This window comes from Enterococcus sp. DIV0546, assembly GCF_051712785.1.
Lineage (GTDB): Bacteria > Bacillota > Bacilli > Lactobacillales > Enterococcaceae > Enterococcus > Enterococcus faecalis.
Genome location: NZ_JBIOPO010000001.1, coordinates 2,440,288 through 2,456,478, shown reverse-complemented (window position 1 = coordinate 2,456,478; position 16,191 = coordinate 2,440,288). Strand labels below are relative to the sequence as shown.

Annotated in this window: 13 protein-coding genes; 8 read left to right on the top strand and 5 right to left on the bottom strand. The window is 38.6% G+C overall.

All coding sequences use genetic code 11. The features are described from left to right. Positions 1 to 15: 15 nt before the first annotated feature. Genes IGJ24_RS11925 through IGJ24_RS11915 form a run of 3 tightly spaced genes read right to left on the bottom strand, consistent with a single transcriptional unit; the run spans position 16 to position 3,830 of the window. Positions 16 to 1,440 carry a DUF1116 domain-containing protein gene (locus tag IGJ24_RS11925; RefSeq protein WP_002355045.1) on the bottom strand — a complete coding sequence of 475 codons (1,425 nt, stop codon included), beginning with the start codon at positions 1,438 to 1,440 and terminating at the stop codon, positions 16 to 18. Then, positions 1,427 to 2,986: an acyl-CoA synthetase FdrA gene (gene fdrA, locus IGJ24_RS11920; protein WP_289865678.1), complete on the bottom strand. Its 1,560-nt coding sequence runs from the start codon at positions 2,984 to 2,986 to the stop codon at positions 1,427 to 1,429. Before fdrA ends, IGJ24_RS11925 begins: the two co-directional genes overlap by 14 nt. Further along, entirely contained in the window at positions 2,964 to 3,830 is an 867-nt protein-coding gene (locus IGJ24_RS11915) for a DUF2877 domain-containing protein (RefSeq protein WP_289865677.1), read from the bottom strand. Before IGJ24_RS11915 ends, fdrA begins: the two co-directional genes overlap by 23 nt. A gap of 127 nt (positions 3,831 to 3,957) precedes the next feature. On the opposite strand from IGJ24_RS11915, the gene IGJ24_RS11910 reads away from it, so the two are divergent. The 3 genes from IGJ24_RS11910 (at position 3,958) to IGJ24_RS11900 (ending at position 7,714) form a co-directional block, all read left to right on the top strand. Then, a complete protein-coding gene (locus IGJ24_RS11910) occupies positions 3,958 to 5,616 on the top strand; it encodes a PucR family transcriptional regulator (RefSeq protein ID WP_289865676.1) in 1,659 nt (552 codons plus the stop codon). Positions 5,617 to 5,824: 208 nt separating this feature from the next. After that, positions 5,825 to 7,033 carry a chloride channel protein gene (locus IGJ24_RS11905; RefSeq protein WP_033594885.1) on the top strand — a complete coding sequence of 403 codons (1,209 nt, stop codon included), beginning with the start codon at positions 5,825 to 5,827 and terminating at the stop codon, positions 7,031 to 7,033. A gap of 24 nt (positions 7,034 to 7,057) precedes the next feature. Beyond that, the gene (locus IGJ24_RS11900; protein WP_002355050.1) at positions 7,058 to 7,714 is read left to right on the top strand and encodes a glucose-6-phosphate 1-dehydrogenase family protein; all 657 of its coding nucleotides are present in this window, start codon (positions 7,058 to 7,060) and stop codon (positions 7,712 to 7,714) included. A 51-nt stretch (positions 7,715 to 7,765) separates the two neighbouring features. Here IGJ24_RS11900 and IGJ24_RS11895 read toward each other — a convergent pair whose 3' ends face one another. Next, positions 7,766 to 8,833, bottom strand: coding sequence for a choloylglycine hydrolase family protein (locus IGJ24_RS11895; protein WP_116495178.1), 1,068 nt, complete (start codon positions 8,831 to 8,833; stop codon positions 7,766 to 7,768). A 176-nt stretch (positions 8,834 to 9,009) separates the two neighbouring features. Between IGJ24_RS11895 and IGJ24_RS11890 the strand changes: the two genes are divergently transcribed. Then, entirely contained in the window at positions 9,010 to 10,671 is a 1,662-nt protein-coding gene (locus IGJ24_RS11890) for a SulP family inorganic anion transporter (protein WP_033594880.1), read from the top strand. Between the two features lie 165 nt (positions 10,672 to 10,836). On the opposite strand, the gene IGJ24_RS11885 is transcribed toward IGJ24_RS11890, so the two are convergent. Beyond that, the gene (locus IGJ24_RS11885; protein WP_289865675.1) at positions 10,837 to 11,529 is read right to left on the bottom strand and encodes a hypothetical protein; all 693 of its coding nucleotides are present in this window, start codon (positions 11,527 to 11,529) and stop codon (positions 10,837 to 10,839) included. A gap of 192 nt (positions 11,530 to 11,721) precedes the next feature. Here IGJ24_RS11885 and sylA point away from each other — a divergent pair, with 192 nt between their 5' ends. The 4 genes from sylA to allB all read left to right on the top strand — a co-directional run bounded on the left by sylA (position 11,722) and on the right by allB (position 16,161). Beyond that, entirely contained in the window at positions 11,722 to 12,174 is a 453-nt protein-coding gene (gene sylA, locus IGJ24_RS11880) for a transcriptional regulator SylA (protein WP_010823229.1), read from the top strand. A gap of 18 nt (positions 12,175 to 12,192) precedes the next feature. Then, complete coding sequence (locus IGJ24_RS11875) at positions 12,193 to 12,705, top strand: GNAT family N-acetyltransferase (RefSeq protein WP_010823228.1); 513 nt, start codon at positions 12,193 to 12,195, stop codon at positions 12,703 to 12,705. A gap of 594 nt (positions 12,706 to 13,299) precedes the next feature. Beyond that, positions 13,300 to 14,796 carry an allantoin permease gene (gene allW / locus IGJ24_RS11870; protein ID WP_033594876.1) on the top strand — a complete coding sequence of 499 codons (1,497 nt, stop codon included), beginning with the start codon at positions 13,300 to 13,302 and terminating at the stop codon, positions 14,794 to 14,796. Then, entirely contained in the window at positions 14,797 to 16,161 is a 1,365-nt protein-coding gene (gene allB, locus IGJ24_RS11865; protein ID WP_033594874.1) for an allantoinase AllB, read from the top strand. Positions 16,162 to 16,191: the final 30 nt, after the last annotated feature.

The following is a 16,191-nucleotide window of genomic DNA, read 5'->3' as shown; positions in this document are numbered from 1 at the left end:
ACTAAGTTTTTGAAATTAGTTTATTTTAGCTACTAAAGCTTTTAGTGCCTCGTTAAAGACATTTGCTGGCGGATTAGTCAATCCAGCGCCAATCATACCAATCCCCGGTTCTTTATGAGCAATAGCAGTATTAATGACAGGCAGCATCCCTGTTTCTAAGACTTTTAAGACATCGATGCCTGAAGGAATCCCCATAAAATCTAAAACAGGAATCGTGACATTGGGATTTTCTTTCGTAGTAATTTCCAGCATTTCTTTTGAATAATTCAATGCTTCTGCCACTGTTCCGCCAACTAATGGGACAATTGCTGGTGCAGCTGCCATGGCAAATCCGCCAACACCATACGTTTCTGTAATAGCACTATCGCCCATATCCAAACCAGCATCTTCTTGTGTGTAACCAGCAAACATCGGACCAATCACCCGTTGGGCAGGCCCCGTAAACCAGTGATTTCCACCAATCCCACTGACACGAATTCCAAATTCGACCCCATTGCGACACATGGTGGTGACAATTGTACTATTCTCCACATTATGCCCAGCATCTAACGCACATTTAGCGGCGCCCATCCAAGTTGGACCAGAAAAATAGTCAGAACTGCCAAGAAATTCAAATACTTCTTTTAATTGTTCACGAGAAAAATCAGTTTGAACCATGTAAGGCGTTAATGCTTGGACTAACAACGTACTTCCAGCTACATTGCGATTATGACACTCATCGCCCATATGCAAGGCTTGCGAAAGCATTAAGCGTAAATCAATGCCTTCTGGACAAAAAGTCATGGCATCATGAAGTAATGGACCTAAAACATCGCGCATCCAAATCAGGCGATCCACGACGGATTGATCATTTGCACCAAATCGTAAAACTTTCGCCAATTGTTCACTTAAATTAGTAAAAGCCGTGTTGCCGTACGTTTCATTTTTGATAATATGAACGTACATATTCGGAGAAGTCACGCCAGCCATGGAACCAACGGCATCATGTTCATGACAAGGAGAAAACGTAATCGCGCCAGAACGAGCAACCCGATCGGCATCAGCTAGATCTTTTGCTAATCCTTCAAAAACAAGCGCTCCTTGAACGGCACCTTTCATCGGTCCGCACATATTTTCATAAGTAATGGGTGGCCCAGCATGTAAAATGGTCGTTTCAGTCATATCGGGCATGACATTAATTGCTTTATCAAATCCCACTAAAATAGGTTTTGATTGAATAATGCGGGTAACCGCTTCTTCGTTGGCTTGTTGGATTTTTTCATAAAGTGTTGGATTTTTTAATTGATCCAATAATTTCAATAGCTCTGGGTCACCATTGGCTGGCGGTGCCCAATTTACTTGATGTGAAGGAATCCCTTGTTTTTTCATATCTTCATGAATAAAGTCAATGCCTACATTGATCGTATCTAAAGGCTGTTTAAAAAGATCATTTCTGCTCATGTTCGTTCGCTCCTTTTACAAAAGTTTTGGTGGCTTCGCAAAGTTGATGACTGCTGTCGACAACGAGAACCTCTAAATCTTCTAAAATTTTCCGCTGTTCATGAATATCTTGTGGATCTTCTTCGGTCCCTAAAACATAGCCAATAATGGCTAACTCACGACCATCTGCTTTCGCTATTGCTTTGGCTTCCTTTAACGCCTCCGCTAACACGCCAACGGGATTTTCGTGAGAACCATAACCTAATTCAAAATCTAACGCTAAAACTGTCACTTCAGGATCTTTGGCTTCTTGAAGAATACGAGTAATCCGAGAAGTCGGATCGATCATTGGATGTGGGCGGCCTTCTGTGAAACGATCATCACCGAAATCAATCAATGTATGTGCTTGGCTGTGGTCAGGATTTGCTAATTGTCGTTCAGGAATTTTATGAATATTACTATAAACATCATCAGAGACTTCTGTTAAAGCATATAAAAGTTCATCACAAAGAGTGCCACCACAGAACAACCCACGAACAAATTTTTGAGAAGGGGATTGTTGCTGTTGGATGGCTGTTAACGTTGCGCCTGTCGGATTTTGATAGAGGCTGGTTTCCGCTTCCTGTGTTTGACTAAATTGAATCACCTTTTGAACTGCATCCAGAGAAGAAGTAGCAAAAGTGACGTTGTCTATTTTTCGTTCCGTTTGTTCATTACCGATAAAATAAATAACAACTGGTTTAGTTGAAACAGCTAATTTTTTTAAAATTTTCTCTGTTACTTCTGGAGCAGGCGGTTTAGAAATAAGTAAAATTGCCTTAGTTTGTTCGTCAGCCATTAAAGCATCCAGCCCGTCAAGCATCATCAGCCCACCAATTTCAGCAGACAAATCACGGCCGCCAGTACCAATTAATTGTGAAATCCCATAACCATATTTATGGATTTGAACACTAACTTCTTGGCTGCCTGTACCAGAAGCGCCGACAATTCCAATATCTCCTGAACGTACCTCGTTAGCAAAACATAACCCAACGCCATTAATAATCGCTGTTCCACAATCAGGGCCCATCACAAACAGTTCTTTTTCGTGTGCTTTTTGTTTTAACGCTAATTCCTCGTCAACCGTCACGTTATCACTAAAGAGCATGACGTGTTTTTGCTGATCTAAAGCTTTATGCGCTTCTCGTGCAGCAAATTTTCCATTGACAGAAATTACAACTAAGTTGGCATCAGGCTCTTCATGAAAGGCTGAATCTAACGTCTTATAGGTTACTTCAGAAGAAGCGGTTTTCTTTTTCTTCGTAAATAACTCGTCGACTTGCTGTAAAATTTCTTCTGAGTTCGCTTGGTCATCAAGATCTAAAACAATTAATAAATCACCTGTTGTAACATGATCCAAGGCGGGTGTATATAAACCAACATTCCGAATCACTTCAAGATTCATGTCGGTTCCCATCCCAATCATTGCAGTTTTAACTCCAGCCAGTTCATTGGCTCGTGTTGAAATGGTCATTAAAGTAACTGAATCAAAATAGGCGTTCTCTTTAATTACTGTTTGAATTGTCATGATTATTCTCCTCACAAAATAGTTTTAAACCAAAAATAATGCCGCAAAGTATGTCGCTTCCTGAAGTTGAGCCCACCTCCTCTAAAGCTGAAACTTCTTGAGCCATTTCGTTTGTATTTCCGCTTTCAATTGATAAAAAAACACGCTGAACTAGCTGAGAAAACCGTCCGTTCACTGCTTCATGGATTTCCGCATAACTGACCGCATTCGTTCGTTCCTTGGCTAGCACAGCCAGCTGTTGGAAATTCGAGGGAAGCTGCTGTAAAGCAGAAAAACTAGCAAGTAATCCTGTGATAAAATCATCGCCAGTGGGAGTTAAACCAATCCCCAATCCCAAAATCTTCGTTAAACAATCAAGAGCTATTTTAAAAGATTTTTGCTCCCAAGCCTGTTGAAAATGAATCATTTCTTTTTGAATCTGGGTCCGACTATAAGAATCAAAAAGAAAGGTTGACGACGAAGCAGGAAAAAGCGTTTGCCAAGGATTGAAACGAGTTTGCTGAATATACGTTAAAAAAATAGCTATTTTTGTTTTACTGGGTGTTAAATAAAGTGGCGTTGGTTGCCAAATTTGGGCATCGGCTAGGGTTAATTGTCGTCGGCCTAACCGGATAAACAGGGGCTCAATTTGGACAGGTAAATCAGCGAAATGGCTAAGTTTTTTTTCATCGAGTATAATCGTGTTAGGTGCCATATGTTCGGGATGCGTTGAAATGGTCAAGAGAATTTCTTGGGTGTCTACATGACCATAATTAATAGCGTGCGTAAAACATTGCAAACTAGTCAATATTTGATGAGGGAGTTTCGATAAAATCGTTTGGTCATAAGCTAAAATTTTTGTCATTCCAACGACCTCCTTTTTAATAGCGCTTTCACGACTTCATAATAAAAGAATCCAGCACGCTAAACAATTGCTAAAAATGACATTGATTTACAAGTTTGAATGGACAATTTGTACATTGGGAGGATAAATGATGTTAAAAGTGAGTGATTTATTAACGTTAGAAGAATTACCTGGCATTACCTTAGTGGCAGGACATAAAAATCAGGACCAACCGATTTTAAAAGTCAATATTTTAGAAAATCCTGATATTTTAGATTGGCTAACAGCAGGTGAGCTGCTGTTAACGACAGGGTACATATTTAAAGATGATCGGAAATTACAGAAAAATTTTTTGAAAGAACTAGCCAAACACCATTGTGCTGCCTTGGGATTTAAAACCCAACGTTATTTTGAAGAAGTTCCACCAGACCTAATCAAATTAGCAGATGAAATGAACGTTCCTATTTTAGCAATTCCTTACAATTATACCTTTTCGCAAATTGCTGACGTGTTGAAAAGTCGTGTCACGTTAGAACAATTTGACATGAATGCGCAAGAAACCGCATTGCATAATAAAATTTATCAAATCTTAGAAACGGGAAGTAGCAGTTTTCATTTGCTGCAGGATCTAGCAGAAACCATTCAAAATCCTGTCTTGTTATTGAATGACCACTTTGAAGGAGTTAATTTTTTTGACTTGCCTAAAAATCCAATTCGTATTTCTAGCATTTTAGAAGATAGAAAAGAAACCTCAGAGTTCCAAAAACAATTACTTGAACAAAGTCATCCATCATTACGCTTTTATCAAGAACCGATTCATTTACAGTTGAAACTCCAGAACCAAGTGGTGCCAATTGAAATTTATCCAATTAAAAAGAAAAATGTTATTTTATATTATTTGCTCGTCTGGAACACCTTGGCCCCATTACGACCAGTCGACGTGGCTCATTTTAAAATCACAGCTCATTACTTACTTTTACAATTGCAATTGGAATACTCACGGAAATTTGAAGAATACCAACAACGAAACGAATTATTTTTTAAGCTGATTGCGCATGAAAAGAGGGACCAAGCTGTCTTCCAACAATTTCAACAATATTATCGCTTGGCAATAGATAAGCCCTATGCGATTTTGCTAATTTCATTAACCTTAAATGAACGCCAAAGGCAAGAAAGAATGTCTATTTTAGGTAACCAGCTAAACCAAGTTATCTTAGGGGACAAACAAAAAATTGTTTGTATTGAAATTGACAGTTCCTTTGTCTTATTAGTTGAAGATCCACCTGAAAAAGAAGGCGATTATCTGAAAATGATGCAACGCCTAGCGCAAAGTAGCATAAATCAGTTAATGAAAGTACAAGAAGATGTGGAACTTTTCCTAACAATAGGACCTAAGATTCAAGGTCTGACCCAGATTCATGAATCTTATCAACAAGCGATTGACGTTTTAGCCTTTCAACGCCAATTCATTGCAGAAAAACCTGAAATGAGGATTGCTTCCTACGCGAATTTTCATCTTAGACAGACATTGCAACGTTATTTTTTAGCAGAAGGACAAGCAACCCTCAGAAAAAAATATCTTCAACCATTGCAGAAAAGTGATCAACAGCAACATACCGACTTTGTCCATACACTGAATGTCTATTTTCAATCAAAACGAAACTTGTCTCAAACAGCCAAAAAGCTCTTTATTCATCGTAATACTTTGTTACAACGATTGGAGAAAATTGAACAGCTAGTGCTGTTGGATTTTGATAAGGAAGTGGACTTGTTGGCGCTGGAAGTGGCGTTGTTTGTGGGAACTTAAGAAGCAATATAAGTGGCGGTTTTTAATTTAATGGAATATATATATAGCTAAAAGAAACGATTATACAAGAAGAATAATTTAATCAATAAAAAATGGAATCTTTTCATAACCTTAATTTTTCAAAAAAACTAATCCTTCCCAAAATCTTCAAACACAAACCACTAACTATCTGCTACTATAAAAGAAACAACTATCATTTGGAGGAAGTATGCGTAACAGAAAAATGTGGACAATTATCGTCAGTGGGTTATTTTTAAGTAGTATCATCGCGGGAATTTCAGGAGCATTTTTAATCATTGAAGGAGAGCTAACGACTCTGCTCTGGGAGGTGTTGCCAGCGCAAATGAAATGGCCAATTCTCTATTATTTTGTCTTGTGTGTGCTAGGAGCGTTGGTATTGAGTTATCTGAAGAAACGCTTCGGGCAAGTACCACAAACGGCGCATGAGGCTCTGACAGAATTGAAGGCGAAACAATCGGTCGATTATTCAGGTGTGTTTAGAAATTTATTGGCCGCCTTGGTAATTTTAATTTTCGGGGCTGGTGTCGGTCCTGAAGCTGCATTGTTGGGAGCAATTATTTCGTTGTCAGTCTGGCAATCTGATAAGTTACGGTACCTTTATTTTCATTATGACGAGCAAGAACAGCAAGTATTTTGGACAAAAATTCAGCGCTTGCTACATCCGCAACAGTTTGTTCAGCGCTACGATACGAGGCTCGCTCCTGCGGATAAAAAGAAACTGAAACAAGTGATGAACGGGTTATTTATTGTGAACGGGTTGGTGGTGTTTACCTTTTTAATGAAATTGGTGGGACACCCATCGTTTATTACGAAGTTAGGAACTGGAAAAATTGAAATGGCTTCGTTATGGCTGATTTTACCAGCTTTATTAACTGCTTTTGTGATTGGTAACGCCTATCAATGGTTGCAAGCTGCTCTGGCTAAACTATGCCAACCTTTTGAAGAAAAGCAAAGCATACTGGTAAGCTTTGGTGCAGCCTGTATTTTTCTCTTTGTTATTTTAATGCCAAGATTACTATTTTCAGGACAATCTTTTATGCATTTAGTTCCTAGTTTTGGTAGTCAACAAGCTTGGTATATCTTGGTGATCGCTGCGATAATGAAACTAGTATTTCTACAAGTTTGTTTACAGACAGGTTGGATAGGTGGCGATATTTTTCCCGTCGTTTTTTCAGCTATTTTAATCGGGTTTGCGGTCGCGCAATTTTTTCCAACAATTGACTCACTTTTTGTTGTCGCAATTTTTGCTACGAGTTTAACAACCCAGATCTTAGGGACGATTCTTGTACCGGGTATTTTTGTGGGGCTCTTTTTCCCAATCACGCTTTGGCCAATTGTAGTCCTTGTGTTATTTTTACAATGGCTATTGAAAAATAAAATTATTAAGAATAACTAGAAGATACTAAAAAGAGGGAATAAAATGAACCTAACCCATCAAGACTTCAATCTATTCAACCGAGAAATCTTCACATTTAAACAACTCAAAGAGCAACAAACATCAGCAGAAATCGATGACTTAAAGCAAACCTACAAGCAACATTGGGAAAAGTGGAAAGCCTTAAACCTCGCAATCGCTCAAGGTTTACCAGCTGAACTCGGCATCACTAAGCCGAAAATCGAAAGCTGGACCAACGGCTGGAATTTACGCAGTCATTTCTGGGCTGCGTATCGCAGTGAGCAACGCCAAGCGGAAAATGCTTGTCTGGCGTTGTTATTAAATAAAAAGCAATTTCAAGTATATTTGATGTTTCAACATTACAAAAGTGAGGAGCGGGCAGGCTCAGTCGTCGCTTACAATCAATTGCTTAATCGTTTAGAAGCTTGGAGTCAAACCATCGACTGCGAAGGCTATTATATTTGGCCGCAGGAAGAGCATGAACTAGTGGACCATTTGCCTTTAAAAGATTATTTAGCAGATGAAAAACAACGGAAAATTTTAGAAGAGCGGATAGGCAATCGCTCATTTCAGATCGGTAAGTTGTGGTTTGCGACGGAAAAGCTTGAAACGATTGAAGAAAAAAGTTGTCAGGCACTTCAAGAATTAGCGCCGTTGTATAACGCATTATCTGAAAAATGAACGAAACAACGTCTTTGACCAAGTACCTGGTCAGAGACGTTGTTTGTGTTTTTATTGATTTAAATCTGTTAGTAGTAGCTCGTTAGAAACAGCAAAAGTAGTAACTTCTGTTACAGCTGGATCCAAAGTGTATTTTGTAAATGAGGTAGTACTTTCTGGTTGGACATACATGGTTAGATTAGTCACATCATATCCTGACCAATAATGTGTGAAATCAGACAGAGAATTACTTTGACCTAAATGGCCAATCCCCCGAGGAATCATCACTGTTTGGAAGGCGCGATAGAGTTGCATAATCCCTTCAGAGCTATCAAATTCTTGGAGATTGTCAGAATAGTATAACGCACGAATGAAGCGTGACGGCGAAGTGAAGTCTCCTGGGATTCCTAATAGTCCGTAAGAAGTCCCACCTTCAATTGGGTCAAGTGTTGCGCCTGATTTTAAAGTGTAAGGTTCCTTAATAGCATAGTTGCGCATCCCGATATAGTTTCGTGCATTGGTTAAATGATAATTGTATTCTGGGCTGTTTGTGACTACGCCAAGCGAATCATAAATGACGAACGCTCCGTTATCTGTTGGTTGCAAAACGATACTATTATTATTTTTATCATTAATGGTCCAGTGTAAGGTAAAATGAACTTCCCCCAATGAATCAAGTTGGAATTTTTGATCTAACAGGCCGATTTTTTCAAAAGCTACTTTTACTTCGTCAACGCTTTCAAAATTACTCAAAATATAAGCGAGTACTTCTTCTGCAATATGAGGTGTTAAACCACGATCTGCTAAACTTTCAGCTGGTGCTGTTGAAGATTCCATTAAATATTGAATATCACCAGATAAGCCGGCTTCGTTGATACCATCTGTGATAGCAAGGCTGACGGTTTTACCATCGTTCGCTGGTTGATCTGTGCCTGACATTGCTAGTCCCATAAAGGCATATTTTGCCGTCCAAGGATTTAGTTGGCTGTTTAGAACTGTACCTTTTGGAAATTGAGCAATTAGAGTAGGGATTTTTGGTGCAATTGGATCTTCGTTGCCAAAAAAGTCAAACGTAAAATCCATCGTACGTCCATAAAAAATATCATTTGTTTTGGAAATAATCTTGATGCCTGTACACATAATAGTTTCCCCCAATTAATGTAAGTTTGTGAAGCCTGTTTACTAGTTAAGCATATCATACTCTAGGAAACAGCGGTGGCTAAATTCCTAAAATATTAGACAATTTTGTCTAAATGAGGTGAAAAAAATTTTTTAGCGATTTCCTTCACAAAACACCTTATTATCTTTCCGAAAATATGATATCTTTAGAATGGAAATTTCATGAAAAGAGGATGCGAATGTTTAAAAAGTACACACAAATGATAAGGGATGAATTTAAAGGGTATAATCAAAAAAAATTGAAAAAAGATTTCTTGGCAGGTTTGACTGTCGCAGCCGTCGCGTTGCCGTTAGCGTTAGCGTTTGGGGTCTCTAGCGGCGCCACTGCAGCAGCTGGCATGATCACGGCGATTATCGCTGGAATTGTGATTGGGAGCCTTTCAGGTGGGTTTTATCAAATTTCAGGACCAACAGGTGCGATGGCAGCTATTTTAATGTCAATTGCGGCAGTGCATGGCATGCAAGGGATTTTGTTGGCCACCTTTTTGGCGGGAATTTTCTTGCTTTTGGCAGGGATTTTGCGCTTAGGGAGCTTGACTTCTTTTATTCCGTCACCGGTCATTACCGGGTTTACTTCAGGAATTGCTATTATTATTGCGTTGGGGCAGCTTGATAATTTCTTTGGGGTTCGTTCAGAAGGCCACAATTTAATTGAGAAAATCAGCAGTTATCGTTCATTGGGCTTTGATTTAAGTATACCAACGACGGTTATGTCGATTTTAGTGGTGCTTGGATTAGTATTCTTTCCGAAAAAGTGGAATGCGATGATACCAGCTTCATTGGTGATGATTATTTTAGCTACTTTAGCAACAGTGGTTTTTCAACTGCCAGTGGCCACTGTAGGGAAAATTCCGACAAGTATTTTTAGTGATACACGTTTGGAACTTGGTTCGCTTCAATTAAGTGCGTTTCAGGATATTTTGGTGCCTTCGATTAGCATTGCTATGTTAGGTATGATTGAAAGTTTGCTTTGTGGCGCTTCGGCTGGTCGCATGACAGGGAAGCCATTAGACAGTAATCAGGAACTAGTGGCACAAGGAATTGGCAACTTAATTTTGCCATTTTTCGGTGGCGTGCCTGCGACGGCAGCGATTGCCCGCACGAGCGTAGTGATTAAATCTGGTGCGCAAACACGTTTAGCGGGTATTTTTCATGCAGTCTTTTTATTGTTATCGATGTTGCTTTTATCGCCAGTCATGTCTAAAATTCCCATGCCTGCGTTAGCTGGTGTTTTAGTGGTGACAGCGTGGCGAATGAATGAATGGTCGGTGATTAAAGAATTCTTCCAGAAACGTTTCCACACAGCCTTATGTTTATTCTTTTTAACGATGGTAGCGACCGTTATTTTTGACTTGAGTTTAGCGATTGTTTTAGGGGTCTTAGCGGGTTGCCTGTTTTTCATTGCGAAAAGTGCCGTGATTACGATTAATGTCGAGGAAGTTGATTGGTCAAGAATGGGGCTAGTACCGACCGAGTGTACAGAAAATTGGGTGGTGGTTTATTTGAGTGGCCCGTTATTTTTCATGTCTTCTGAACGATTGAAACAAACGTTACTGCAATTGGAAACAAAAAGTGGTGTAGTATTTTCAATGCGAGGAGTTCCTAGCATTGATAGTACGGCGCTAGATATTTTAGAAGAATTTTGTCTCGCAGCAGAAGGTCGTGGACAACAAGTTCAATTTGCCGCTCTGCAACCAGAAGTTGAAAAAATGATTCGAACCATTCAAGGAAATCAAGAGAAAGAATACCATTTCTCAGTCGCAGAATTTTTACAAACGGTGCATGTTGCAGAACAATAATTCATTTTCAAATGAAATGTTCTATTTTCTATCGCGGGCTTAATGGGTGAAGAAATAAGAAAAATAAGTGGGGACTAAAACGAGTTTCTAGATGAGTTCCTAAAAAATAATGAAGAGAAAACTTCTAAGTATGAAGTTTTCTCTTTATTATTTTTTTTAGGTTATTTATTGAATTACTTCTAGCATAACGTCTTTTTGATCATCCGTAACATTGCCTGCGTAGTTAGGAGTGATTAAAGATATCGAACTATTTTTATTGTTGAATAAGTATAAAGTACCCGATCTATTTTGTTCATCGTTTGAAGAAATATTAGTTCCTAAAATTAACTCTGTATTTACTTTAACGGTGCGAATACTGTTATCGGCCGCTGAAAATATTCTAATCTCTTTTGTAGGAATTGTATTTATAGATAGCTCATATTTATTAATGGCTTCTTTCACTTGATCATTTCCAGCCCCAAACAATTTAGTTCGGAAGGTAGCAGTTGGTGTTGAATTTAAGTTCTCTAACGTAATTGAAGTTGGCACATTCATTCCTTTAAAATTAAATACTAGTGGATTGTTTAAGCTACTAAGATCGACAGCATAAGGTGTTGCTTCTAAAGAATTTGCTTCTTCGACATTTGTGGATACTTCATTTTTAGACTTTGCCGAAGCTTGAGTGGTACTGGCACTTTTTGAAGTTTCTTTTAGTTTATTATTAGAGCTTGTTTCTGTGCTAGAACTGTAATGATTAGCACTGCTTTTCATTGATGTTGTATGATTGGTAGAATTTTCTTGTTTTTTAGGTTCATTCGCTTTTTGAGAACTACAACCTGTTAAAAAAATAACTAAAATAACACAAAATAATTTTTTCATACTATTCCTCCTATAGACGCTATAACTAATTTTATCTTACTTGTTAATATAACAAAAGAAATAATTATTTTATTTTCACGAATGCTCAAATTGTTTAAATCTGTAGTTTTTATACTTATTTTTGTTGCATTTGCAACAAAAATAAGTTAAAGTAATGACAATCATAAAATATTAGCGAAAGGAAGTGTCCTAGTGACAGATATTTTAAGAGAAATTGGCATGATTGCGCGGGCCTTAGATTCAATCAGTAATATTGAATTTAAGGAATTATCTTTAACACGAGGACAATATCTTTATTTGGTCAGGGTCTGTGAAAATCCTGGAATTATCCAAGAAAAGATCGCCGAACTGATTAAAGTTGATCGAACCACAGCGGCGCGGGCGATTAAGCGTTTGGAAGAACAAGGCTTTATTTATCGTCAAGAAGATGCAATCAACAAAAAAATTAAGCGGATTTATGCCACAGAAAAAGGGAAAAACGTTTATCCAATCATTGTGCGCGAAAATCAACACTCGAATCAAGTTGCTTTGCAAGGCTTGTCAGAAGTGGAAATTTCACAATTGGCAGATTACTTAGTCCGGATGCGTAAAAATGTCAGCGAAGATTGGGAATTTGTCAAAAAAGGGAACACTCGAAATTATTAAGGAAAGGACGACTGATTGATGGGAGAAATAAAAAAATTAACAATAGAAGATGCACCAGCGTTACAAGAAATCAGCATTGAAACTTATACAGATACTTTCGGACCATATAATACCCCAGAAAATATGCAAGCCTATTTAGTAGAAGCCTACAATTTAGAAAAATTACAAAAGGAATTGGCTAATCCCCACTCTGACTTTTATTTTATCTTTGTCGATAATCAATTAGCTGGCTACATGAAATTAAATCGTGAGAAGGCACAAACGGAACCGATGGGGCCAGAAAAGCTCGAGGTTGAGCGATTGTATATTTTGCCTGCGTTTAAAGGAAAGAAGCTGGGAACACAATTGTTAGAACTGGCGGAAGAAAAAGCTCGTGAATTTGGTAAAAACGCACTGTGGCTAGGTGTCTGGGAACACAATGATGCGGCGCGGTCATTTTATAAAACGATTGGCTACCGCTATTACAGTCAACATTCATTTTTTATGGGAGACGATGAACAGACGGATTTTATTTTGTTAAAGGAATTATAGCAAGAAAATTTAGAAACAAAGATTTCTGATTTTATCAGAAATCTTTGTTTATTTTTTTGATTAAAATTAAGCAATTTTTTATTTTCAAAATGTTATTTTTAAAAACGTAAAAATTGAAAAAGAAGATTTTGAATCTGTGAAAAGTTGTCGATCTTGTGAGAAAACTCTTTTGTCAGTGTCTTTTTTCAGGATGGGTCTCTTCCTGAAAATCCACTTCAGTTTATCTGTTTTGTGTGTTTTTGATTAAAAAACGTTGTGTTGGATTTCATTTAACTGTATAATTTATTTATGTCATTTTTAATAATAAGCGTATTTTAGCATTTGAAAAGAGAAGTTGTACATAATATGTGAATAAAAAGATTTGTTTCTTACTTTCTAGAGTGAGAGGACGATATAAAAAAGGTTGCTATTTTTTCGTTCAAAGTGAACAAAGAATCGTTTGTTATTTAGTTGGGGTAACTAATGATTGTTGTTATAAAAAGCGCTTACAATTCGTGTGATGAGAGTAGTACGCATGTTTGTGCAAAAGTGACAAAAAAGAGAAGGCAGGGTGTTTTAATAGAAAAAAATTTTTAATAAAAAGGAGAGTTTGTCGTGGAGAAAAATGTGTCTCAAGTAACAGCTCAAGAAGAAACAGCGCTGAAAGCACGTGGCTACAATGAGGATTTGTTGCCAAGTAGCCCGAAACAACGGACGATGGGCGCGCGCAATTTTTTTACATTATGGATGGGTTCGATTCATAATATCCCGAATTATGCAGCAGTGGGCGGCTTTATTTTCTTAGGTTTATCGCCGCTGCAAGTTATGCTGGCAGTTGTGTTAAGCTCATTCATTGTAGCAACTTTCATGAATTTGAATGGCGTGGCTGGCTCTAAATATGGGATTCCTTTTGCGATGCACTTACAGTCTACTTACGGCAGTCTCGGAGCAAAACTGCCAGGGTTCTTAAGAGGTTGTGTGGCCGCGATTGCTTGGTTTGGTCTGCAAACATTTACAGGATCGCTGGCTTTATTAATTATTCTCGGGAAATTTTGGCCGAACTTTTTACAAATTGGTGGATCATTCCAGTTTTTTGGTCTTAGGCTACCTGAATTAATGGCGTTTACTCTTTTTTGGCTCTTAAATGTGGCAATAGGTTTCGGTGGTAGCAAAATTTTGAACCGTTTTACCGCCATTTTAAGTCCGTTGATTTATGTCGTTATTATTGGATTAACGATTTGGGCCATTCGAGCTGGGGGCGGTTTAACACCAATTTTGTCCTATCAAGTTTCTGGTGCGATTCGTTCAGTCAATCCACTGGTGGCGTATCTGATTATTTTTAACTCGGTTGTGGCCGTTTGGTCAGCGCCTGGTGCGAGTGTGGCGGATTTTACTAAGAATGCGCGCTCGACACGTGCTCAGGTTGTGGGGCAAACAGCAGGTTTAGTTGTTGGTTATGGGATTTTCGCTTTTTCCAGTGTGGTTATTCTGTTAGGTGGTTCGCTGTATTTTGGGATTCAAGAATGGAATATTTTAAACATTATTGATCGTTTAGATAATGTGGCAGTGGTGGTCTTAGCCATGTCGGTTTTCTTATTAACGACTATTTCAACGAATGCAACGGGGAACATCATTCCGGCAGGTTATCAATTGGCGGCGCTATTTCCTAAAAAAATGACATATAAAAAAGGCGTCATGATTGCCAGTGTTATTAGCTTTCTTATTATGCCTTGGAAACTGATGGAAAACGCCGATAGTATTTTTATTTTTCTGAACGCAATTGGGGCTGTTTTAGGACCAGTCGCTGGTGTGATGATTGCGAATTATTATTTTGTTCAAAAGCAACAAATTGATTTAAATGCTTTATACGTAGATAAACACAAAAAAGAGGAAGCCAATCCTTTTTACGGATTAAACAAGCCGGCATATGTTGCTACTATTCTAGCGTTGGTTCTTTCCTTAAGTGGTCAATTTATTCCGCAGGTTAAAATCATTGCTGATATTTCGTGGTTTGTGGGCTTTGCCACAGGTTTTGTGCTGTACTTAGTGTTAAAAAAATGGACTTGGGATTCAAAAAAAGTGAAAGAAACAGCTTATCAGGAGGGAAAATAAATGCAAGCAGAGTTAGTGATTAAAAACGGGTTAGTTATTTTAGAAACTGGAGAAGTCATTACGGATGTCGCCGTTCAAGGAGGAAAAATCGTAGCGATTGGGCAAGACTTGTCAGGAGAACGTGTGATTGATGCGACGGGTTTAGTCGTTAGTCCTGGGATGGTGGATGCTCATGTTCATATTACCGATCCTGGTGGTGGTTACCGCGATGAATGGGAAGGGTATGTCACAGGAACGGCCGCTTGTGCCAAAGGGGGCGTGACGACCTTTATGGAAATGCCTTTAAATCAGATTCCAGCAACTGTGGATAAGACCTCTCTTGAGATCAAATACAAGGCAGGAGAAAATAAACTAAAAGTAGATGTAGGGTCATTTGGCGGCGTGGTCCCGACCAACTTGGCTGGCGGGATTCAGGAACTTGATGAAGGAGGCGTTTCCGGCTATAAATGCTTTTTAGGAACGTGCGGCGATCGTTCAATTGAAGGAGATTTTCAAAATGTCGACGATTATTCGCTATATGAAGGAATGAAACAAGTCGCCAAAACTGGCAAAGTGCTAGCAATCCATGCAGAAAATGCGCCAATTACGGATAAATTAGGCGCGTTAGCTTATCAAAATGGCGAAACGACTTTAGCAGCATATGTAGCTACACGTCCTGTGTTTACCGAAGTTGAAGCGATTCAAAAATCTATTTTATTTGCCAAAGAAACAGGTTGTCGGATTCATATTTGTCATGTGGCTTGTCAAGAAGGCGTGGAAGAAGTTTTAAAAGCCCAAGCAGAAGGGGTAGATGTGACTTGTGAAACATGTACGCATTATTTATATTTTACCACGGATGAACTTGATGCCATTGGTCCAGTTGTCAAATGTTCACCGCCGATTCGTGACGCGGACCAACAAGCCGCATTATGGAACCACGTGCAAACAGGCGGCATCGCGTTTGTAACCTCTGACCATTCTCCTTGTACGCCAGACTTAAAAGATACAACCAATGCTTTTGAAGCTTGGGGCGGCATTTCTGGTGTTCAAAATAACGTCGATGTGTTATTCGATGAAGCCGTCCAAAAACGTGGTTTATCCTTGAAACAATTCGCGGATATGATTGCAGCAAACCCAGCTGACCGTTATCACTTAGCACAAAAGGGCCGCATCAGCATTGGTAAGGATGCCGATTTTGTACTAATTAAACCTAATGCGCCGTATATCTTAAAAGCAGAAGATTTAGAATATCGAAATAAAATTAGTCCTTACATTGGTCGTGAAATTGGGGCCCAAGTGATTCAAACAATTTTAAGAGGCGAAACAATTTACGCACAAGAAACTGGGGTAACCGAGGCGTTTAACGGCGTATTTATCAAAAATTAAACACTTATTTTAGAAATGTAAAGGGACAGA